This is a genomic window from Bradyrhizobium sp. T-1, assembly GCF_053592855.1.
Map to the genome: position 1 here is coordinate 1316816 of NZ_CM132115.1, position 22121 is coordinate 1338936.

Consider the following 22121-nt stretch of genomic DNA (forward strand, 5'->3'; position numbering starts at 1 on the left):
AGCACGACGGGCCGTTGAAAATGGAATTCGCGCTCGCTTACTTGCGCACGCGCCAGACCGTCCAGCCGGGTTTCGACACGGCCTGCACTCGCGCCAGATAGTCCGGAGCATCGCCGCGCCCGAGATGCGCGGCCAGGCCCTCCGGCGCGATGCGGACGAGATCGTCCTGATCGAAGGAGCCGTTGCACGTCAGGATGTAGTCGACCTGCCGTGCACGGAGCAGCTCGCGCGCGGCGTCCGGTGTGTCCGTCATCGTATGCAGCAGGACGAGGTTGCCGTCATTGTTGCGGTGGTAGGGACCAGCGAAGACGGAATGTTCTGTCGCGGCCAGGATCGCAGGCCCCGAATCGATCGGCGCCATCACCCGCCCGGGCGGCAGGCCGGCGAGCGGCGCGGCGCTGGAGATGGTCTGGCAGGACGCGACGGGATCGGGCATCGCGATCTTTGGTCCGCCCGTACCGGCGGCGAGCGCCGGCCAGACCGCAAGGCCGATGCCGCCAAGCGTCGCCGGCGACACCAGCAGCGCCACACGTACCAGCCGCCAGCCGGCCACGACATTGGTGTGAAGCCTGACAATTCCGGCGACGCAGAGCGGGGCGGCAACGATGTTGGCGGCAGCGGCGCCGCGCAATTCCCAAAGGCTCTCGCCGAACAGCGTTGCGAGCGTGACGGTCGAGACGATCCAGCGAAAGCGCGTTTGCGGCGCGCAGCCGATCATGGCGGCCACACACAGGCCGAGCGTCAGCAATGGAAAAGCATAATAGCCCAGCAGCTTTTGTGGTTGCATCTGTGCCAGCTCCGTCACCGGCATGGTCTCGACGACGCGGCCCAACCAGAAGCTGACGAGCAGGGGATCGACCTGCGCGTAGGGTGATGCCACGCAGCTCGGATATGACTTGAAGAATGCGCCCAGCAGGAGCGCACCGGCGAGGGCGCTCGCCACAAGCCGAGTCCACAAGCCCGCGCGCAGCCGGCTGACACCGGCAATTGCGAGCAGCGCGACGCCGCCGCCCGCGCACAAGAGCAGGATGGGCCCTCCGAAGGCATCGCAGACCGGCGTGTGGAGACTGTTCATCGGGAGCAGCAGCAGCGCCAGCAGCAGCGACGACCCGGCAAGGCCTGAACCAAAGGCGCAGGCGGGACGCAGCACGTCATTGCCTTTCCACACCAGGAGTCCCACGACGGCCGCGCTCGCCATGGCGATGGCGGGCAGCATTTCCAATCCGATCGACAGCGACAGCGCCGCGAGGAATCCCGCCCAGGCCGCCTTGGCTGCACGATGTTCCAGGTCGCAGATGCAGAGCACGAAGCCGAGCAGCAGCACGATCTGTAGATTGTGATGGTCGATCGCGCCGGCGCGGAAGTGGATCAGGGCAGGGATCGACAGCGCCGTGACCAGAATCGCCGCAAGCTGTGTCCGCGGCCTGTCTGCCGGGGCGCCTGCCTGACTCGCGATCGACGCTGCGAGCCAAAGCGCCGCCCCCATCAACAGCGACGGCCACAGCACCAGCGTGAGCGCTTCGGCATGGTGCTGGCCGAGCAGCGGGCGGAACAGGAGGATCAGCATGGCCAGGGGCGCATCGACGATGCGGGACCAGTGCATCGCAATTCCCGGCGGGTCGAGCCGGTATTGGGTCAGGTCGAACCAGCCCTGGCCGGCCAAGAGATCGCGCACTTCGACCAGACGCAGGGCGTCGTCGGTCGACAGCGTGTCGAACACGCCGGCCTTGATGGCGGGGAGTCCGAGCGCCAGCACGATCGTCGCCCAGGCCAGCGCGAGCACGATCGCAGGCTTCGGCTCCGCGGTCGATCGTTGCCCGGTCGGTGGGACGAGCGGCGACATTGTCCGGCGTCTCAGTTGGATGACGCTGGCATGGGCGTATCGCCCGTGCCCGGCCGGTCATCGCGCACATGGATCACGGCGATGTTGTCGGCGTAGAGCCGCTTCCAGCCCTTGAGGTGATCGAGGAATTGCGGACCCGGCGTATCGGCTCCCAGCAGCGTCGCGTCGATCTTGTACTCGTCCAAAAGGCGCGGCAGCAATTCGGGCTTCTTGCCTTCGGTGGCCTTGAAGAAGTCCATCACGAACTTCTCGCCATAGAGCTCGGCGCGGCCGTCGACGAACACCGGCACGTCGCGTGAGATCAGATAGCCGCCGAATTGATAGCCGTTGAAGATGCGTTGCGCCTTGCGCTCCTGGAGCAGGTCGACGGCGGCGACCGGCGTCTGGTCCATCGTGAAGGTGAAGCGATGATGCGCCATGTAGATCGAGGTCGAGGTCCAGGCTGCGGCTGCGATCATCAGCGCGCCGGTGATGGTGACGTAGCGCGCCGGCCAGCTCTCGCCGGCTTGCGCGAGTTGCGGCCGCGGCGAATTCTCACCGAGCGGCTTGGCCAGCACCAGGGGCACCAGGAAGGCAAAGGCCTCGATGCTCCTGACATGGGTGAGCCCCATCCAGGTGAGCAGCAGGATCAGCAGGATGCGCGGCAGCGACAGCGTGAGGCCGCTGAACAGGCCGATCGCGATGAGGCCGAGGATCGCGGCTTCAAATGCGGAGAACGACGCGAAATTCGCCGGCGTCCATTCGGAGATGACCGACAGCAGTTCGCCGAGATTGAGGATGTTGGTCGCGCCCAGCAGCGTGCGCCAGCCATAGGGCGTGACGCAGGCGGCGAGCATCGCGGCGACGCCGAACGCGAACCAGCGCGCGAGCAGCCGGACCTGCTTGCCGGACTCCAGCGTCCAGATCGCCTCCAGCGCCATCGGGCCGATCAGCGCGAGGCCGAGCACGAAGCCGCCGTGCAGGTTCGCCCACAGCGACATCAGCGGCAGCCAGATCCAGGACGGCGTGACCTTGCGGTCGGCCGCATTCATCAGGATGCCGACCCATGTAATCATCACCGGCAGCGCCAGGATATGCGGGCGCGCCAGGATGTGGTGCAGCGACAGCACCACGGCCAGCATCGCGAACAGCACTGCGCGCGGAATTTCCAGATGCGCCTCGAGCAGATAGACGAGGATCGCGGCCGATGCCGCGATCGCAAGCGCGGTGAGGACCACCGGTCCGGCCCAGTCCCATTGCCCGTAGGAGACGGCGAACAGAATTTGCGACAGCCAGGACGTCGAGATCCAGGGCTCCCCTGGCCGCGTGAAGGAATAGAAGTCGGTATAGGGCAGGGCGTGATGATCGAGGATCCACTGGCCGATCTTGATCTGCCAGAACGAGTCGGAGTCCTGGAGCAGCGTGCCGCCAAGATGGAGGAAGAAGAGATAGGCGCCCGCGCCGACGCACAGCGGCACCAGCGCTCGCGCGCGGCCCTGCACCGCAATGCTGTTGGTAAAGGAAAGCGACATGCCGCCTCGTCTTGTTCTTGGTCCTGTTGGCCGAGCGGGCGGCATTGGACCATGGCGGTCATAACTTCCAGTAAATCAGCGGAACCAAAGCGGCATCTGATGGGGGACTCGACCAGTGCTGCGACGTAGGTACGTTCCCTCCCCCCTTGTGGGGGAGGGAACGGAAAGAGCGCCGCTGTGTCTCCGCGCAATTTAACTGATTGTTTTAGATTTCGGTTTACCATCGGCGAATACACGCAAACGGTTCCAAGTTTACGCGGCCGAATTAACTGCGGCGCAATTCTTTGCATTTAAGTTCGGTTCCATGGTCAGGCGGCGCTGGGAAGCCGAGAAGACCAGACCATTGAAGCCTCGTGTACCTTTTGGGAGCAGTCTATGAAGAACCTCGTTTCGCGTTTCGTGAAGGACGAATCCGGCGCCACCGCCATCGAATACGGCCTGATCGCCGCCGGCATCGCGCTGGCGATCATCACCGTCGTCAACAACCTCGGCTCCACGCTGAACACCAAGTTCGGCTCGATCTCGTCCAGCCTCAAGTAAGCTAGACGATCGCCGGAATTACGAAGAGCCCCGTCATCGACGGGGCTCTTTTGTTTTGCCCGAGAGTAGCCGCGCGGCGCATTCGACAATCGGGCCTTAAGCCTCCTTCAAGCCACCGGGTGTATGGCTTAGACGCATCTGCGTTACCGTATTGCGTCAAAGGAAGCCGCATGGCCGAAGCTTCGTCTGTCCCGCCTGCCGTTGGTCGTCACGGCGCAATCCCTGCGGCGCTTCTCAACATCTCCTTCGTGCTGGCGATCGTCACGCTGGCGTATTTTCCGGCGGCCTATCTCGCCCATGCGTGGATCTTTGGCGCGGACGGGCGCGGCATCCCGACGGACTTCGTCAATGTCTGGGCGGCCGGAAAGCTGGCGCTCGAGGGGCATCCCGCGCAGGCCTGGGATTGGGATATCCAGAAGCAGGTCGAGCTTGCGCTGCTCAAGCAGGATTTCGTCGGCCATTTCGCCTGGCATTATCCGCCGCCCTTCCTGTTCGTCGCATCTTTCCTCGCCCAGTTTCCCTACGCAGTGGCTTTCATCGGCTGGGCCGCGTTCAGCATGGTGCCCTATCTCGCCGTGATGCGCGCGATCATCGGGCGTAACGCCGGGCTTGTGCTTGCGATCGGATTTCCCGCCGCCTTCATCAACATCCTGGTCGGGCAGAACGGCTTCCTCACCGCGTCTCTGATCGGCGGCATGCTCTATCTGCTGCCGACGCGACCGGTGCTGGCTGGCATTTGCCTGGGCCTTCTGAGCTACAAGCCGCAATACGGACTGTTGTTTCCGTTGGTGCTGATCGCCGCCGCCGAGTGGACGGTACTTTTCACGGCCGCCATCGTCACCGTGGGAATCGCAGTCGCATCCTGGCTCGCATTCGGGACCGAAAGCTGGCAGGCCTTCTTCCACTGGATCCCGATGTTCTCGCAGGCCTTCCTGACCGAAGGACGGGCGCCCTGGTTCAAGATGCAGAGCATCTTCGCGCTGGTGCGCTATGTCGGCGGCACCGAGCAGCTCGGATGGATCTTCCAGTGGGTGTTGACGGCAGCGGTTGCGGTCGTGCTGGTCGCGATGTGGCGGAGCAGGCTGCCCTACGCGCTGAAGGCGGCGATGCTCGCGGCGGCAACGCTGCTCACGACGCCCTATCTCTTCATGTACGATCTGGTGGTTCTGGGAATCGCGGTGGCCTTTCTCATCCGTGCCGGCCTCGATGACGGTTTCGCGCGCCATGAGGTGATGGCCCTGGCTCTCGTCTTCGCGCTGCTTGCGACGTTCCTGTTTCTCGGGATGCCGGTGGGCTTCCCGGCGATTCTGATCGTCTTCGGCCTGATCCTCGGCCGCTGCGCAGCCTGGCGGGCCGCCGAGGCTGCATCGCTGCAGCTCGCGGCGACGAGGCAATAGCGCAACCCTTAGCCGTCAAAGATCCTCGAACGCGACCCCGATGAGATTGTCACTCGACCAGACCCATCGGCAAGCTCGGACGACGCGATCCTTCTCGAACATGAGTTTGAATGTGGAGTTCACGTATTGCTTCGTCGGAAGCTCGATTGCTGCGCCCTGATCCGACATGTTGACCACGCGGCAACGCAAGCTGGCGCCGTCGCCGAAGATGTAGGCGACTTCGTCGACATCGATGCGCTCGAGCTTTCGACGTTCCATCACTTCATGCCGCCCAAAATTAGCTCATCTGTCCGATGTGCAGCTTGTCTCAAGCAGCCGAAATTGTCGTGCGATCTGCGTTGCCAATTTCGATCGCTCGGTCGCGAGGCTTCTTCTTTGCTCGCTCACGTCGTGTCCGTCTCGTTCAAGCACGTCAATCAACGCAGTTTGGTTTTCAATGTGGCGTTGCGTGGATGCAATTTCTCGGGCGATGGTTGCTAATTCAGCGTCGCAATGGGTACTCATGGCAATCCCAAAAGCTGGCCTGTCGGCGAGTAAAGTCACATCCTACCCGGCCTATCCTGCGAAAATGTTACCTGAGCTTCCCGGCTCGGTGCACGAAGCGGACACGAGGCCCGTCGGACGTGCATCCTGTTACCGCCGTGCGCCTTTCCGAACTTCAGCCAGCGACCGACCGCGCTTGCCCTTCGGTTAATCGTCGGTTGGGCCAGCCGTTTGCGTGCGGCTTGCCGAGGATGAAAAGCCGACCTGGCCAGCCGGGCCTAATTGACGGTCGCCAACATGGCGCGGCATTCCCCGAACTTGTCGTCCTCACTGTCCTTCAGGTCGCGGCCTGGAATCTTTTGCCCGGCCTTGAGCGGAAAGAAACTCTGGGCCAAGACCCTGTCTTCCGCCGTCTCCTGCCCTCGATTGACGTAGAACATATGCGTCTCGCCATCGAAGGCGATTTCGGATCGCTGATAAAATCCCCGCGCAAGTCGTTGACGAAGTTCCGCCAGAAAATCGAACATCTCGAGGTTGCGGGGCGGGACCGACGAACGATCCTTGGCCCATCGGAAATAATAGGTCGGGTCTGCCAGGAAGAAGATTTCAAGCGCAGTCGCGATATCGCATTTCTCTTGCCGGATGATCCATAGCAGCGGCGCGTGGCTGTAATCCCAATTCCAGCTCGTCGCCACGATGTGCCAGACATCGGGATCGGAAGTGGCCATGAGCCAACGGGCGAACCTGACAAATCTCTGGGGCGTGTACTCGTTCCAAGGCGAACGATGCTCGGCCCAGCTAAGCAGCATCTCATCCGTGTTTTCGACGGATTTCCATTTGTTGGCGAGCTCCCGCTTGCGATTCGTTTCGGCACGTCGTTCGGCCTCTTGCCGTTGCCGCCGCTCCCGCACCTCGGCGATGTCGGCCCGATACAGGCCGAACGAATACACTTCCCCATTCTTTATGGAGACGTCGATTCTCGCATGCAACGCGGCTGGTTCGGACTGATACCTGATAAACCCGTGCTCGTTGGGCTTGCCGGTCTGGCCGTCCGCCAAACGCAGATCAGGCAGGGCCTTCCGCAGGGCGTCGACCGTCATGCCGATCTGTACGCCGCACACCGCCACGTCCCGGGGGAAATTAGACATGGCCGAATAGAAGATGGAATCGATGACCCCTTCTGCATGCGAAAAATCTACAGACACGCCAGTGGTTCTCTGAAAGCCGCCGAACGTATCCAGCGCCCGCTTCGTTTCCTCCGGCCCAATAAGCGCTTCAATTTCGGCCGGGACCATCAGGGGACGGAGTTGCGACAATTGCTGAGCGAGGGACATCGGGAGCCTCGAAACGGACGGAAATTCCGGCGATTCTTGTGCCAAAATAATGGTTGAAGCGTTACGTCAATTCGTAACATTGGTTGCGGCGCTCGAATAGCTGAACTCCGAGAAGGCTAACTCTTCGCCAAGGCGCTTCAGTTCACCAATGTTGGGCAATTGCGCGAGCCGAGTGGGGATATTTGGCTGACACGTCGAATGTCGGATATTTGGCCCATCTACCGCGAGGCCCGCTCGATCAGCGGGCAACTTTCGAGGATCGTGCCGGGGCGGGCGCCCTCGATGGTGACGCAGGGCCGCGAGGGATCGATGGCAAGTGCGTAGCGGTCCAGCAGCGCGCTGCGGTCGGGTTCGCCGCGCATGTGCAACTCGCGGAGACCGCCGGGCAGGGGAGCTTTCAGCCCGGCGCGAATACGCTGGTCGAAGATGCCGCCGGGGACGATGGGCACACCGATATCGGCGAGCAGGTAGAAGCGCGACTGCGGCGGAAGCTGCGGCGCGATGTAGGCGAGCGGCTTGCCGAGGATGAAGTAGGTCGCGGGCTGATCGAGCTCGCCCGCGATCTTCGGCCTATAGGTATCGGACCATGAGCGGTGCCACCAATCCGCCGGCTGTGACCACAGTGCGACCGCTGCTGCAACCGTCAGCATCACCGCGTTCAGCGGAACGGAGGACGCCGCAGGCCATGTCGACCGCGCGCTCGCCGCGAGGCGCGCGAGCAGCAGAACGATGATCGGCCCGCACAACAGTTCGAGAACGACCGCATAGCGCTGGATCGAGAACAGGCCGAGCCAGGCCAGGTATGAGACGACGAACAGCACCACCAGTTGCACGTCGCGTCGTGTGAGGATCGCAGTGCCTCGCGTCATGCGCGTGACCAGGCCGAGCACGAACAAGACCGATACGACCGCGAAGCGCGCGTCGCGGAACGGATGCTCTGCGCCTCTGTGATCGCCCACCAGCCAGTAGAAGGGGTAGGCCAATGCGTCGAGCACGCCGTGGGGCATGAACTGCGCATCCATCAGATTGATGGCCGCCACTTCGCCTGACTGGAAGACTGCATTGAACAACGGGAAGATCGGATTGCCGGTGTCGCGCCAGGCGATCAGGCACCATTCGCCGCCGGTGAGCGCCGCGCCGACGATGCCGCCGAGTCCAAGAAGGACAGTGGCCTTGAGTGGACGCGAGGCGGCCAGCACCGCAGCCGCTGCGCCCACGGCGTAGACGACATTGGTCAGCTTCAATCCAACCGCAGCGCCAATCAACAGCCCGGCCAGCAGGTGGCTGGCTGTGGGCGATCGGTCTGCGGCGAGGATCAGCAGGAAACCACCGATCACCGGCAGTGCAAGCAGCACGTCGGAAAAGCTCGTCCCCACCTCCGAAAGCGTCATCGGACCGAACGCCGCGATCGCAACCGCCGCTGCGATCGCCGCGATGGTTGCGGCCTCGCGCAGGATCACGCGCGTAAACAGGCAAATGAGCGCGAGGTTGAGGCCGTGAATGGCGCCGATGATCATCAGCCCATAGGGCGATGGCAGGAAGTGGCGGAGATAGTAGACCGGAAAATAGACGATCGGATTGAAGTAGGTCTGGAAGCCCGGCGGCACCGCATCGACGCCATAGCGGCCGTTGAGCACGGCCCAGACATTGTATTCGTGGTAGTTCTGCCAATCCCAGTTGACGTCCTCACCCATCGCAAGCGTGTAGAGAGCGCCTGCGAGCATCGTGCAGACGACAATGGCGACGGGTGCAAGGGCCTTCCCGCGCAGGTCCATTGTCCACGGGTGCCGCAGGCCTCCGGCCGCGGGCGTGGAATTGGCGTCGGGCAAGTCAGCAGGGGTTGTCGTGCGCTGCAGCATCAAGACGCCACGTCTGATGGCAGCGCCTTTTCGAAAACGGGATGCGACGCAAAAAATATGCTTGTAGGGCGCATTGCCGAATTCCGGTTGATCCCCGTAGGACTATGACCAGCCAGTTAAGGTTGCATGAATCGATGCAGCGAGCGCTTACCTGGCGCGCGAACGATCCATCACACATTTGGTTCTTGTCATCCCTTCTGAATAGTTGTTCAGTCCTTGCGGGGCGATTTGCAATCTCTTGCAGTGACGAAGCGTTCGGCCGCGGGCGTGCGGCAAGCGTTGTGGGACAGGAAGCGCGCCATGGTTTATCGGCGGACGCATCAAGTGGTTAAGCGCCTTGCGGCTCGGCGCAGCGCCATCCTGGCGGCGGCAAGGGAAGCCGCAGCCGAAGGCGGCATGGCAGCGGTGCAGATCGCACCGGTTGCGGTCCGGGCCAATGTGGCGGCCGGCACCGTCTATCGTTACTTCCCCTCAAAGGCCGAGCTGATCTCCGAGCTGATTTCCGAGGTCTCCCGCGACGAGCTCGCGGCGATCCGGCGCGCGGCGGATGCCGCGCCGGGGCCGTCCTCGGCGCTGGCAGCGGCCGTCACCACGGTGGCGGTCCATACGCTGTCGCAGCGCCGGCTGGCCTGGGGCATTCTGGCTGAGCCTGTCGATGTCGATGTCAGCGCCTCACGGCTGGCCAGCCGCCGCGAGATTGCCGGCGAGATCGCCGCGCGGATCGACGCTGCGGTGCGTGCCGGTCATCTGCCGGCGCAGGACACCGCGTTGGCCGCGACCGCGCTGCTGGGCGCACTGCATGAGGCGCTGGTCGGGCCGCTCGCGCCCGACAATCTCGAAGATCCCGTCAAGATGCGCGATGCGGTGCAGACCGTGACGCTGCTCGCGCTGCGCGCCGTCGGCGTCATGGACGCCCGCGCCCGCGGTCTCGTCGTGCAGCAGACGTTGCTGCCGACGACCAAGGCGCTGGTCGGGGCTTAAGACGTCGTTGCTGTCGGGATGAGGGCCTGACCGTGCTCAGGCCTTTGCCTGAGCACGTTTTTTCGCACAACCCGGGCAAAGCAGCCGGACGGGCCGGCTACTGTGCATGGGGTTGTTTTCGAGCTTTTTGTTTGTCGCGGTCCGGTGGACCTAGATACTCGCGTCGCCCTCGGGGCCGACGGAGGCGATGCGCACCATGTTGGTGGTGCCGGGAATGCCGAGCGGCACGCCGGCGACGATGATCACGCGCTGGCCGGCGCGGACAAAGCCATCGCGGAAAGCGATCTGCCCGGCGCGGCTCACCATGTCGTCCTGGTCGCGCGCGTCCTCCGCCACCACGCAATGCACGCCCCAGACCGCGGCGAGCCGGCGTCCGGCGGTGATGTTCGGCGTGATCGCCACGATCGGCGGCTTCGGCCGCTCGCGCGCCACGCGCGTCGCGGTCGAGCCGGAGCTGGTCCAGCAGATCAAGGCGGGCAGGTCGAGCGTCTCGGCGATCTGCCGCGCGGCGTCGGCGATGGCGTCGCCCGCAGTGGATTCCGGCGCGGGGCGCTGGGCGGTGATGACCGAGCGGTAAGTCGGGTCGCGCTCGACCTCCTCACCGATGCGGTTCATGGTCGAGACCGCCTCGACCGGGAATTTGCCGGCCGCCGATTCCGCCGACAGCATGATGGCGTCGGCGCCCTCATAGACGGCGGTGGCGACGTCGGAGACTTCGGCGCGGGTCGGCACCGGCGACTGGATCATCGATTCCAGCATCTGGGTTGCGATCACCACCGGCTTGCCGGCGCGGCGCGCCATGCGCGTCATCTGCTTCTGCAGGCTCGGCACGCGCTCCAGCGGCAGTTCGACGCCGAGGTCGCCGCGCGCCACCATCAGCGCGTCGGAGGCCTCGATGATGTCGGCGAGGCGGTCGATCGCCTGCGGCTTCTCGATCTTGGCCATGACGGCGGCACGGCCGCGGATCATCTTCTTGGCCTCGATCACGTCATCGGCGCGCTGCACGAAGGACAGCGCGATCCAGTCGACGCCGGTAACCAGCGCCGCCTCGAGGTCGGCGCGGTCCTTCGGCGTCATGGCGGAGACCGGCAGGTCCGTGTCGGGCAGGCTGACGCCCTTGCGGTCGCTCATCTTGCCGCCGACCACGACACGCGTCACCGCGTGCTCCTTCGTGGTCTCCTCCGCGATCAGCCGCACCTTGCCGTCGTCGAGCAGCAGCGCATGGCCGGGCCGGAGCGCAGCGAGGATCTCGGGGTGGGGAAGATTGACCCGGTTGGCATCGCCCGGCGTCTTGTCGGAATCGAGCGTGAAGGTCTGTCCGTTCTGAAGCTGGACCGAGCCTTCGGCGAAGGCACCTAACCGGAGCTTCGGGCCCTGGAGATCGACCAGGATGCCGATCGGGCGGCCGTAGCTCGATTCGACATTGCGGATCGTCGCCACCAGCTCCCGCATCTTGTCATGCGGGGTGTGGCTCATATTGATGCGGAACACATCGGCGCCGGCTTCGAACAGGCGGCGGATCATCGCGAGATCCGAGGAGGCAGGTCCGAGGGTCGCGAGAATCTTGATACGGCGAAGACGCCTCATGGCTTATTTCCAGGCGGGGGCGGGGCGGCGGCCGGTGGCAGGCCGGGCGAGCCCGGGGGCGTAGCACCGGGCGGGCTATTGGGCAAACCCGGAACGCCGCCACCAGGGCCAACAGGGCCGGGCATCCCGGGGACACGTTGCTGCGACGGCTGCTCGTTGGCGTCGGTCAGCTGCACCGTCCAGGCCCGCTGCTCGCCGGTGTCGACTTCGAAATAGCCGGTCCGGTCATAGCCGCGCGCCAGGCAGTCCTCGGTGCCGCGGATGGTGAATTCCTTGTCGCGCGAGCACATGAAGGCCTGCCCCGACCATTCGCCGCCGCGGTCATAGTCGATCGCGTAGATGTAATAGTAACGGGCGACCAGCGTTCCCCTGAGCAGGGTCTCGCAGGAGCGGGACGAGATGTTCCACCAGCCTTCGGTGGTCCAGCCGTCGGCATCCTTGTAGCCGAGCGCGATACCGACCCGGCTCGACGTGTTGTTGCAGAGCCGGAAATCGGCCGAGGCCGGGCTGGCCCAGAGGCACAGCAGGCCAACCATCAGCGCCGGGACCAACCGGGCGAGCAGGCGAAGGGGGGAGCGGGGAGATTCGGCGATCATTGTCGCGGAACGTATACCAGATGATTGACGATTTGGCGTAGGGGCGGGGAACGGCCCATTTGTCGGCTCAGCGGCCGTTTGCGCCGCGATATGGCAAAATCTGTGACAGGACCCCACCTGATCCCGTAAGGGTGACCACCATCTAGGTCACAGCCGAGAGGTCCAGCCATGGCAATTGACGACAAAACCAGAACGGAGCTCGAAGCGGCCGCTTTCCGGCGCTTGGTCGATCATCTGAAGACGCGGACCGACGTCCAGAACATCGACCTGATGAATCTGGCCGGCTTCTGCCGCAACTGCCTGTCCAACTGGCTCAAGGACGCCGCCGACGCGCAAGGCGTGTCCTTAAGCAAGGACGAGAGCCGGGAGGCCGTTTACGGCATGCCCTACGAGACCTGGAAGTCGAAGTACCAGGGCACGGCGACACCCGAGCAGATCGAGACTATGAAGAAGGTCCATCCCCACAGTCACTGAGGGAGGACTGCCGGGCACGCGCGCTGAGTCGCATTACACAACAGCTTTCTTGGCTCCCGCGCAGGAAGGTGTGGGCGCGCTGTGGACGAGCGCGATGCTTGCTTGAACGCAGTCCGCACGAACCCTAAGGGTTCTGCCAGCACGCGCGGTGAGGATGCCGGCGTCACCTCGTTTTGCCAGTTCCATTGGGAGTACCAAGATGGCCACCTCCGCCGCCGTCCGCGACGACGAGCCCGCGACGAAATTTGCCAAGGACCAGCTCAAATCCATCATCGAGCGCATCGAGCGGCTGGAGGAAGAGAAGAAGGCGATCTCCGACGACATCCGTGACGTCTATGCCGAGAGCAAGGGCAACGGCTACGACGTCAAGGCGCTGCGCACCATCGTGCGCCTGCGCAAGCAGGACCCCAACGAGCGTGCCGAGGCCGAGACGATTCTCGAGACCTACATGCAGGCGCTGGGGATGATCTGAGGCGTTTGTGCCTCGAACATCGCTCGGGCTACACATTGCGGCTGTTGCACTTCGTTTGTGAACGGAGACATCAGTGACTGCTCCACCGCCGCCGCGTGACGTGAACCGTGCCTTCGGCGCTCTTCCTGCGCCGATCGGCAAGCGGCTGCTTCAAGTGCGTGACCTGATCTTCGCGATCGCCGCGAAGGATGGCGAGGTCGGCCGGCTCACCGAAACGCTGAAATGGGGGGAGCCCGCTTACTTGACTGAGGAGACGGGCAGCGGCTCGACCATCCGGCTCGGCCGCCTCAAAGACTCCGACAAGGCCGCCATTTTGTTCAATTGCAAGACGACGCTGGTCGACACCTTTCGCGAGCGCTTTCCCGATGGGTTCGAATATCGGCAGACCAGGGCGCTGCTGCTGCCGGTGGCGGGCAAGCTGCCGAAGCAGGAGCTGTCAGTCTGCCTGTCGCTGGCGCTGACCTATCATCTGGACCGGCGGGCTAAGAAGGCGCGGTAGGCGATCAGCCTTAGCGCAGCGCGGCCGTGCGCACGACGAACGATGTCGTCTCCAGCTTGGTGGTGGCGCTGCCCGAGAAGCTATCGCAGGACAGGCCCTGCATCGGATCCTCGACAAAGCCCATCGCGACGACGGTCTGCGGCTTGACGAAATAGGCGCGCATCGCGGCCATGTCGAGCTCACCCATCAGCGTCACCGACATCGCGCGGCTGGCGCTCGGCGACAGCATCACGATCTTGAGCCAGATGCTCTCGCCCTTGGCGGCGGAAAGCCGGGTCGCGGTGGCGATCATGCCGTCGGTGCTCTTGCTGACGACGGTATTGATTTCCGTGGCCGGCGCGGCGTTGCGGGCTACGGGACGCACGCCGCGCGGGATCGGAGCGGAGGCGGCGACGACCTTGGCGCGATCGACCGGGGAGGCGGCCGGCGCGTAAGCCAGCGCCTGAAGGGTTGCGTTGGAGACGCTCGCGGTCGCCTGCGGCTCGGTGGCGGCGGCAAGCGCCTGGCGCGCCTTCAGCGCAGCGACCTGAGCTGGCGTCGCCTGCTGCGGCATGGCCGGTGCATCCCAGAAGCCGCGGGCATTGATGATGTCGGCGGGGGTCTCGGGCTTTCCGTCAGAAGATTTGCCGGCAGCCGGCTTGTCAGCCACGGGCGCGGGCTTCGGTTTGGGCGGCGCAACGAGTTGCGCATCGGCCGAGGCGAGCTGGATCGCGGCGGCGGCGACGGACGGCTTGGCGCGGGGCGTCGGCACCGGATCAGCCGGCTTCGCGGCCGCTGCGACAACGGTGGGCGGCCTCCCGGCCGCGGCAGGGGCGCCCTCATCATCCTCGTCGGCGCTGGCGGCTGGGGCCTGCTTGCTCTTGAACAGGGCGGCGAAGAAGCCCGGCTTGCTGGCGCCGTCGTCGCCGCCGCCGCGGCGCTCAATCTCGACCTTGGCGAGTTCATAGCCCTTCAGCGGAACGCCGTCGGTCGGCAGGTGCACGGTCTTTCCGTCCGGGAACACACGCGCGAGCTGATCATGCGTCATGCGCGGCCAGTGCCGGATGCTGCCGGTGTCGAGATGCACGAAAGGCGAGCCGGAGGTCGGATAGAAGCCGACGCCGCCGCGCTGCAGGCGGAGGCCCGCGAAGCGGATCTGCTCCAGCGGCACGTTCGGAATGTAGAAGTCCATCGCATGGCCCAGCATGTGCTGGCTGAAGCGCGCCACGCCCGAGGAGCGGCGGCGGAGCATGGCGTTGGTGGCGGGGGAGCGATAGGACGAGATGATCTGGATCGGCTGCTTGCCGTCGACGTCGCGATAGACTTCCCAGAGGATGTCGAAGAGGTGACGATCCATCACCGTCTCGTCCTGGGTGCGCCAGTCGCGCAGGAAGTGGTTGAGCGTCTTCAGCGCGGCTTCGTCGTAGCGGCCATCGCGCTTGAAGGTGACGGTGAGGTCTTCGCCCGAATGGGTGTGGTGGAAGGAGAGTGTCTTGGTCTCGTTCAGCGCGGCAGCGTTATGGACCGAACCGGCAGCCGCGAGCAGCACCAGCGAGGCGAGGCCGATCCGAGATCCGACCTTCACTCCCGCATGGGACAACGACAGCACAGCAAATCGGCGTGCGAAACCAGCCAGCACGTATGAGCCCACCCAGTCGACGAGCGTTCAAAATGGACTCTCCCGCCAACCCCGTTTAGCGCGCGAAAGAGGATGAACGCTTTCTTAAAGCGAGAAGGTTAATTCGAGGTTGACCTTCCCGCCCCCAAACCAAGTCAGACTACAATCCTAACCGGCTGAGTGTGGCGAAAAAACGCCCGCGGCCGGAACTCGGGAGGAGAATGGTTAACGTTAAACGACCCCATCCTTGGGACGGGGTCGTTGATCTTATTGAAGAATTTGAGGGGCTGACGCCCTTGGCCGAAGCTCAGCGAGTGAACACCCGCTGCGGCGGCCGGCGGCCGACGGGAGCCGGCGGCGGGGTCGGAGCCCCGAACAGGCGCTCGAAGAAGCTCGGGCCGGACGAGCCGAAGCCGCCGCCATTGTTGGCCACCGCCACGCCGGACGGCAGGGTTGTTGCCGGGCGCGAATAGCTCGGTTGCGAGTGCGCGACGACCGCCTCGAGATCCTTGCCGCGGCCGTTCTTCAGGATGTTGATCATGGTCGCGTCGCGGCCATAGACGTCCTTGCGGAATTGCAGCTTGCCGGCATCGTCCACGAACGCGGTCTGGTAGGTGATGTTGACCGGGATCGGCGTCGGGAATTTCAGATCGATCTCACCCGAGCCGTACATGCTGCGCACGCGCTCCGGCGTGTACTTTTCGTTCGGCATGGCGATGTTGAGCAGCACCGAGGCGTACTGGTCCGGATATTGGACGCGCATGCAGCCATGGCTGAAGGCGCGATCTTCCCTGGCGAACAGGTTCTTGTCCGGCGTGTCGTGCTGATAGACCAGGAACTTGTTCGGGAAGTTGAAGCGGATGCGGCCGAGCGCGTTGGCTTCGCCGGGCGGCTGCGAGATGTGCACCGAGCCGTCGCGATTCTGCTCGAGCTTGAGGCCCATGCGCTGAAGCACGGTCGGGTCCTGCTGCAGCGCCGGCAGATATTCGCCATAGACGATCGACGGCGGCACGTTCCAGGTCGGGTTCACCGTGATGTACTTCATCGTCTCGGTCAGCAGCGGCGTCGCGTGCTGGCCCGGCTTGCCGGTGACGACGCGGGTGGTCCAGACCTGCTGGCCGCGCTGCATCACCTTCAGAGTGTAGTCGGGAATGTTGAGAATGACATAGGCGTCGCCCAGCGAGGGCACGCCGAGGTCGCGCGGCAGCCAGCGCCAGCGCTCCATGTTCACCAGCACGGTATCGATCTGCTTGTCGCGCTTCGGACTGTTGAGCGCCTTCACGGTCGGCGCGTCGAGCACGCCGGTTGCCTTCATCTCGGCACCGTCCTGGAATTTGCGCACGGCTTCCGCGACCGTTGCGTCGTAATGGTCGTCGCTGGCGTTCTCGGTGATGCCGAGCTTGGTGCGGAGCTGCGGCACGCGCGGATCCTGCACGACGATCTCAGCCTGCTTCTTTCCCTTGGCTGGCGTGTACTTCAGTGCCGGGCCCTCGGTGATCTCGATCACCGGGCCGTCGCCCTGGCCGCGCAGCTGTGCGAGCTTTGCCTTCAGCTCCTTGTAGAGCTTCTGCGGCGGATTGTAGCTGTCGAGCGCCGCGGAGGCATCGGCTGCGCTCGTGACCTTGGTGAGCACGTCGTTCGGATCGACCGGATGCTCGGGATAGAGGATGTCGGCGCTGACCTGGGACCAGTGCATGCGGCCGCTCTGCGCCTGGCGCGCATAGTCGAACATGCCGGCGGTGAGCTTCAGCTCGGCATCGGCCAGCGCGTCGGGCGTGGTGGCGGCGGCGAAATCCGGCACCGGATAGTCGGCGGGATTGAGACCGTCGGAGGCCGCATCCTTCAGCCGCGCGATCACGCCCTTGGCCGCAGCAGTGAGGCTGCCGCCCTGGGTCCAGACCGGCGCGAAGTCACGCGCGCCATAAAACTTCTCGACGGCGGCCCGCTCGTTCTTGCGGTCGAAATGGCGCGAGGTTTTGGCGCCGATGATGTCCTTGATTTTGTCGGCGACCGGCTGGTCGGCGGCGGGGACGTTGCTCGCGGCCTTCACCGGCTCGGCGGCCGGGGTCGTGGCTGCAGCCGCAGGAGCGGCGGGAGCAGCCGCCGGTGCTACCGCTGTGTCAGTCTTGGCTGGCTCCGATTTGGCAGGTTCAGATTTCGCGGGCTCGGTCTTGGCCGTCTCGCTCTTCGGCGCGTCGGCTGTGGGCGTGGTGGCGACGTCGGACGACTTGGTCTCGACCTTGTCGGGGGCCGGAGCTGCCTCGGCCTTGACCGGCTCCTTCGCAGTTTCCTTCGGCGCGTCCTGCACCGTCGCGGTGGTGTCGAGCTTGATGTCGGATGCGGTCGGGGGCGGGACGTTCGCAGGCTCGGGGCGCGGGATCGCGGCTTCGATCGCGAGCTCGGCGGCGCTGCTGCGCGCCTGATCCTGGGCCAGGGCTGAGCCGGCCGATACCGTGAGGAAGGTCGCTGCGACCGTCATCAAGACACGGTCGAAGCCTGCACGGTGGTTCAAACAGTCACGCATTGTGTCGCACCCCTTGGGTGAACTGTCCCTCGTGGAACAGCTTTCGTTGTCGCCAAATTGAGCTTCGGCCAAACCGCGCCGGCCTCTCGGAAGTTGCACGCCTGCACGCAACGATTCATACGCCGACGATATACAGGCCCCGTTTTTGCAGCTAGCGCTACCCCGGGAAACTCACGACAAACTGACTTCAAGACAGACCGTTTGCAACGGATTGTGCGGTTTCACCGCACGCTTTTCCCAGTGTCTGTCACTTCCAAGTCACGGTTTGGCTCGCTGCCGAATTTTGCCGTAATTCAACGGCTTGCGGGCGCAAATGTCCGCTCGCGCGGACCTCCGTTCGCATGAGGTTCAGTGCGTCTCTTCACCGCTTTTCCCGCCATGGCCGGGAACCCCGGCTTCGTCGAGTTTGCGGTAGAGCGTGGACCTGCCGATCTTGAGGCGACGTGCCACCTCCGACATCTGTCCGCGGTAGTGCGAGATTGCGAAGCGGATGATCTCGCTCTCCATGTCCTCGAGCGGACGGACGTCGCCGGTGGGGGTCAACATCGAGAGGTAGCCGACCTGGGGAAGTGGCGCGATCGGTATTTCATTACCTGATACGACCGAGGGCGCGGCGATCGGCTCGATCATGAGCGGCGCGGTCGGAATCTCCGTCGCGGTGTGCGGATGCGAGGCCACCAGCGGGAAATCGTCGAGACCGAGCTGGTCGCCCTCGCTCATCACCACCGCGCGGTACACGGCGTTTTCGAGCTGGCGGATGTTGCCGGGCCAGTCGAGCTGGGCGAGATGCGCCACGGCCTCGCCACTGACGCCGGAGATCGGGCGGTTTTCCTCGGCGGCAAAGCGCGCCAGGAAATGCCTGAGAAGGTGCGGGATGTCCTCGCGCCGGGCCCTGAGCGAAGGGATCGTCAACGGCAGCACGTGCAGGCGATAGAACAAATCTTCCCGGAAGTGACCCTGCTTGACCCGCTCCAGCAGCTTGCGATTGGTCGCGGAGATGATGCGGACATCGACCTTCACGGGCTTGCGGCCGCCGACTGCCTCGACCGCACCTTCCTGAAGTGCGCGGAGCAGCTTGACCTGCGCGGTCAACGGCAGTTCGCTGACCTCGTCCAGAAACAGCGTGCCGCCATGGGCCTCGAGGAATTTGCCCATATGCCGTTCAGTTGCGCCGGTGAAGGCGCCCTTCTCGTGGCCGAACAGGATGGACTCGACGAGATTGTCGGGGATCGCGCCGCAATTGACCGCGACGAACGGCTTTGCCTTGCGCTCGCCGCTGCCATGGATGGCGCGCGCGAACATCTCCTTGCCGACGCCGGACTCGCCTTCGATCAGCACGGGAATCGAGGAGTTCGCCGCCTTTTGCGCGGCGCGCATCACGCCCGCCATTGCTTCGGCGCGCGTGATGATGTCGGAAAAAGTCAGCCGGCCTTCGCGGCTGTGACGGATGCGCTGCAATTCGCCTTTGAGCGCGGAGGCGTTAAGTGCGTTACGCAGGGACACCTGGAGCCGCTCCAGGCCGACCGGCTTGACCACGAAGTCGGCGGCGCCGGCGCGCATCGCCGAGATGACGTTGTCGATGCCACCATGGGCGGTCTGCACGATGACAGGTACGCTGAGGCCCGCTTCGCGGATCTTCGCCAGCACGCCCATGCCATCGAGGCCGGGCATGACCAGATCGAGGATCACGCCGTCGATCGCAGGTGCGTCAGGAGCGGTGAGGGCGGCGACCGCGGCGTCGCCGGACTCGACGACGATCGTCTGATAGCCGCATTTCTGCACCATGTTCTCGACCAGGCGGCGGGCCACAGCGTCGTCATCGGCGATCAAAATACTGGCAGCCATGGTGTTCCCCGCACGCTACTACTATCTGTCTCGAATCGGGGCACTCTGGCCGAAGCCGATTAACGCACTCTTAAACCTTGATGCCCCCGCCCGCCGTCGCGCTTGTTGAACACAGGTTTCCCACACAATGAATTCGCGCTCCAAGCCCGCTCTCAAGAAGACCGCTCTCCGCAAATCAACTGTCGCCAAGAAATCCGCTGCCAAGGCAAAGCCCTCCAAGCCTTCACTGGCCAAGTCGTCACTGGCCAAGTCGTCACTGGCCAAGTCGTCACTGGCCAAGTCGTCGACAAAGCCTGCGAGCAAGACCGGTAAGCTTCCAGAGTGGAACCTCGCCGATCTCTATGTCGGGATCGATGCGCCGGAAGTGGCGCGCGATCTTGCAAAGATGGATGCCGATTGCGTCGCGTTCGAGGCCGACTACAAGGGCAAGCTCGCAACAGGCACAGCAAACGAAGATGGCGGAAAATGGCTCGCGGAAGCGGTGCGGCGGTATGAGGCGATCGACGATCTCGCCGGCCGTCTTGCCTCCTTTGCGGGTCTCGTTCACGCCGGCGACAGCGTTGATCCCAAGATTTCAAAGTTTTACGGCGACGTCTCCGAGCGGCTGACGGCGGCATCGACGCATCTTCTGTTCTTCGCGCTCGAGCTCAACCGTATCGATGACGATATTTTGAACCGCGCGATGCAAGCCGCCGAGCTTGCGCATTACCGTCCGTGGATCGAGGATCTGCGCAAGGAGAAGCCGTATCAGCTCGACGACAAGCTCGAGCAACTGTTCCTGGAGAAGGCTCAGACCGGCTATTCTGCCTTCAACCGTCTGTTCGACCAGACCATCTCGGGTCTTCGCTTCAAGGTGGGCTCCAAAGAACTGGCGATCGAGCCGACGTTGAATTTCCTGCAGGACCGCGACGGCGCCAAGCGAAAGGCTGCGGCGGAAGCGCTGGCAAAGACCTTCAAGGCCAATGAGCGCACCTTTGCGCTGATCACCAACACGCTCGCCAAGGACAAGGATATTTCCGACCGCTGGCGCGGCTTCCAGGACGTTGCGGATTCCCGCCACCTCAACAACCGCGTCGAGCGCGAGGTGGTGGATGCGCTGGTCGCTTCCGTGCGCGCGGCCTATCCCAAGCTGTCGCACCGCTATTACGCGCTGAAGGCGAAATGGTTCGGCAAGAAGCGGCTCGCTTATTGGGACCGCAACGCGCCGCTGCCGTTCGCGGCGACGGACGTCATCGGCTGGCCCGATGCGCGCAACATGGTGCTGACGGCCTATCACGGCTTCTCGCCCAAGATGGCCGACATCGCCGAGCGCTTCTTCACCGACCGCTGGATCGATGCGCCGGTGCGGCCGGGCAAGGCGCCGGGCGCGTTCTCGCATCCGACCACGCCGTCGGCGCACCCCTACGTGCTGATGAACTACCAGGGCAAGCCGCGCGACGTGATGACGCTCGCGCATGAGCTCGGTCACGGTGTGCATCAGGTGCTCGCGGCGAAGAACGGCGCGCTGATGGCGCCGACGCCGCTGACGCTGGCCGAGACCGCGAGCGTGTTCGGCGAGATGCTGACTTTCAGGCGGCTCCTGGCGCAGACCAAGAGCGCAAAGCAGCGTCAGGCGCTGCTCGCCGGCAAGGTCGAGGACATGATCAATACCGTGGTGCGGCAAATCGCGTTCTATTCCTTCGAGCGCGCGGTCCACACCGAGCGCAAGAACGGCGAGCTCACCGCGACGCGCCTCGGTGAGCTCTGGCTGTCGGTGCAGGGCGAGAGCCTGGGGCCGGCGATCGAGATCAAGGCGGGCTATGAAAGCTACTGGATGTACATCCCGCACTTCATCCACTCGCCGTTCTACGTCTACGCCTATGCTTTCGGCGATTGCCTCGTGAACTCGCTCTATGCGGTCTACGAGAACGCGGCCGAAGGGTTCGCCGAGCGCTATCTCGACATGCTCGCCGCCGGCGGGACCAAGCACTATTCCGAGCTGCTGCGCCCGTTCGGGCTCGACGCCAAGGACCCGAAATTCTGGGACGGGGGGCTCAGCGTCATCGCCGGCATGATCGACGAGCTGGAGGCGATGGGCTGAGGGCGAGTGCCTGAATTTAGGGCAGGATCGGCGCGCCGGATCAGTTGAACTGTGGTTCATCGAGGGCAATCGGGCGGCCCGGATCCGCGATAATCGGGATTCCAAATGAGCCTATTTGCTGGAAAACCGCGCCTTCGTGCCGTTGCCCTGCCCGAAGGTTTAAGGTATCCCAGCCGAAGAATTCGACTTTCGACTGGGGACAATCATGGCAGATCATAGCGAAGTTGCGTACAGCACCGCCGATGGCAACGACTACGTTGCGCACGAGCAGACCTATGAGGGCTTCATCAAGCTGGTGAAGTACGGCACGGCATCGGTCGCGCTGATCGTGATTCTGATGGCGATCTTCCTCACCTAAATCGACTTTGGCAGCTGCCCACGCTTGCGGCGGCAGCTGCCCACAAATTTTGCAAACAAGCCGGTTCTAAAGCCGGTATGCAACGCTGCGGGAGTAACGCTACTTTTTTGTGCGCGCGCTGTCCCGCGCCGCCGGAGGACC

18 protein-coding genes are annotated in these 22121 nt (G+C 64.2%); 8 read left to right on the forward strand and 10 right to left on the reverse strand.

Going from position 1 to position 22121, the window contains the following annotated elements:
- Nucleotides 1-37: 37 nt before the first annotated feature.
- Complete coding sequence (locus tag ACWAT4_RS06320) at nt 38-1843, reverse strand: hypothetical protein (RefSeq protein WP_449730063.1); 1806 nt, start codon at nt 1841-1843, stop codon at nt 38-40.
- An 11-nt stretch (nt 1844-1854) separates the two neighbouring features.
- The gene (locus ACWAT4_RS06325) at nt 1855-3354 is read right to left on the reverse strand and encodes a hypothetical protein (protein WP_449730064.1); all 1500 of its coding nucleotides are present in this window, start codon (nt 3352-3354) and stop codon (nt 1855-1857) included.
- Nucleotides 3355-3729: 375 nt separating this feature from the next.
- Between ACWAT4_RS06325 and ACWAT4_RS06330 the strand changes: the two genes are divergently transcribed.
- Nucleotides 3730-3894 (forward strand): Flp family type IVb pilin, encoded by a 165-nt coding sequence (locus ACWAT4_RS06330; protein WP_128949876.1) that lies wholly within the window; start codon nt 3730-3732, stop codon nt 3892-3894.
- A gap of 170 nt (nt 3895-4064) precedes the next feature.
- Nucleotides 4065-5291 (forward strand): glycosyltransferase family 87 protein, encoded by a 1227-nt coding sequence (locus ACWAT4_RS06335; protein WP_449730065.1) that lies wholly within the window; start codon nt 4065-4067, stop codon nt 5289-5291.
- A gap of 15 nt (nt 5292-5306) precedes the next feature.
- Here ACWAT4_RS06335 and ACWAT4_RS06340 read toward each other — a convergent pair whose 3' ends face one another.
- The 3 genes from ACWAT4_RS06340 to ACWAT4_RS06350 form a co-directional block, all read right to left on the reverse strand.
- Nucleotides 5307-5549 (reverse strand): PilZ domain-containing protein, encoded by a 243-nt coding sequence (locus ACWAT4_RS06340; protein ID WP_249154345.1) that lies wholly within the window; start codon nt 5547-5549, stop codon nt 5307-5309.
- A gap of 503 nt (nt 5550-6052) precedes the next feature.
- Entirely contained in the window at nt 6053-7108 is a 1056-nt protein-coding gene (locus ACWAT4_RS06345) for a DUF4274 domain-containing protein (protein WP_449730066.1), read from the reverse strand.
- A 218-nt stretch (nt 7109-7326) separates the two neighbouring features.
- A complete protein-coding gene (locus ACWAT4_RS06350; RefSeq protein ID WP_449730067.1) occupies nt 7327-8967 on the reverse strand; it encodes a hypothetical protein in 1641 nt (546 codons plus the stop codon).
- A 300-nt stretch (nt 8968-9267) separates the two neighbouring features.
- On the opposite strand from ACWAT4_RS06350, the gene ACWAT4_RS06355 reads away from it, so the two are divergent.
- Nucleotides 9268-9948, forward strand: coding sequence for a TetR/AcrR family transcriptional regulator (locus ACWAT4_RS06355; RefSeq protein WP_200469738.1), 681 nt, complete (start codon nt 9268-9270; stop codon nt 9946-9948).
- A 150-nt stretch (nt 9949-10098) separates the two neighbouring features.
- Here the strand turns inward: ACWAT4_RS06355 and pyk are convergent, their stop codons facing one another.
- Both pyk and ACWAT4_RS06365 read right to left on the reverse strand, forming a co-directional pair.
- The gene (gene pyk, locus ACWAT4_RS06360) at nt 10099-11535 is read right to left on the reverse strand and encodes a pyruvate kinase (protein WP_212298225.1); all 1437 of its coding nucleotides are present in this window, start codon (nt 11533-11535) and stop codon (nt 10099-10101) included.
- Nucleotides 11532-12131 carry a DUF1036 domain-containing protein gene (locus ACWAT4_RS06365; protein WP_212298224.1) on the reverse strand — a complete coding sequence of 200 codons (600 nt, stop codon included), beginning with the start codon at nt 12129-12131 and terminating at the stop codon, nt 11532-11534. Before ACWAT4_RS06365 ends, pyk begins: the two co-directional genes overlap by 4 nt.
- 168 nt (nt 12132-12299) lie before the next feature.
- Here ACWAT4_RS06365 and ACWAT4_RS06370 point away from each other — a divergent pair, with 168 nt between their 5' ends.
- The 3 genes from ACWAT4_RS06370 (at nt 12300) to ACWAT4_RS06380 (ending at nt 13576) form a co-directional block, all read left to right on the forward strand.
- The gene (locus tag ACWAT4_RS06370; protein ID WP_212425937.1) at nt 12300-12605 is read left to right on the forward strand and encodes a DUF1244 domain-containing protein; all 306 of its coding nucleotides are present in this window, start codon (nt 12300-12302) and stop codon (nt 12603-12605) included.
- A gap of 199 nt (nt 12606-12804) precedes the next feature.
- Entirely contained in the window at nt 12805-13077 is a 273-nt protein-coding gene (locus ACWAT4_RS06375; RefSeq protein ID WP_008546273.1) for a DUF2312 domain-containing protein, read from the forward strand.
- A 73-nt stretch (nt 13078-13150) separates the two neighbouring features.
- Nucleotides 13151-13576, forward strand: coding sequence for a DUF1801 domain-containing protein (locus tag ACWAT4_RS06380; protein ID WP_212298222.1), 426 nt, complete (start codon nt 13151-13153; stop codon nt 13574-13576).
- Nucleotides 13577-13586: 10 nt separating this feature from the next.
- Here the strand turns inward: ACWAT4_RS06380 and ACWAT4_RS06385 are convergent, their stop codons facing one another.
- From ACWAT4_RS06385 to ACWAT4_RS06395, 3 genes are all read right to left on the reverse strand, one after another.
- On the reverse strand, nt 13587-15206 hold the full coding sequence (locus ACWAT4_RS06385; RefSeq protein WP_449730068.1) for a DUF882 domain-containing protein: 1620 nt from the start codon (nt 15204-15206) through the stop codon (nt 13587-13589).
- Nucleotides 15207-15480: 274 nt separating this feature from the next.
- On the reverse strand, nt 15481-17697 hold the full coding sequence (locus tag ACWAT4_RS06390; protein ID WP_212425939.1) for a L,D-transpeptidase family protein: 2217 nt from the start codon (nt 17695-17697) through the stop codon (nt 15481-15483).
- 348 nt (nt 17698-18045) lie between these two features.
- The gene (locus ACWAT4_RS06395; RefSeq protein ID WP_449730069.1) at nt 18046-19542 is read right to left on the reverse strand and encodes a sigma-54-dependent transcriptional regulator; all 1497 of its coding nucleotides are present in this window, start codon (nt 19540-19542) and stop codon (nt 18046-18048) included.
- A 127-nt stretch (nt 19543-19669) separates the two neighbouring features.
- Here ACWAT4_RS06395 and ACWAT4_RS06400 point away from each other — a divergent pair, with 127 nt between their 5' ends.
- Together ACWAT4_RS06400 and ACWAT4_RS06405 are read left to right on the forward strand one after the other, a co-directional pair.
- Nucleotides 19670-21622, forward strand: a complete 1953-nt coding sequence (locus ACWAT4_RS06400) for a M3 family oligoendopeptidase (protein ID WP_449730070.1) — start codon at nt 19670-19672, stop codon at nt 21620-21622.
- 205 nt (nt 21623-21827) lie between these two features.
- The gene (locus ACWAT4_RS06405) at nt 21828-21980 is read left to right on the forward strand and encodes an aa3-type cytochrome c oxidase subunit IV (protein ID WP_018317799.1); all 153 of its coding nucleotides are present in this window, start codon (nt 21828-21830) and stop codon (nt 21978-21980) included.
- Nucleotides 21981-22121: the final 141 nt, after the last annotated feature.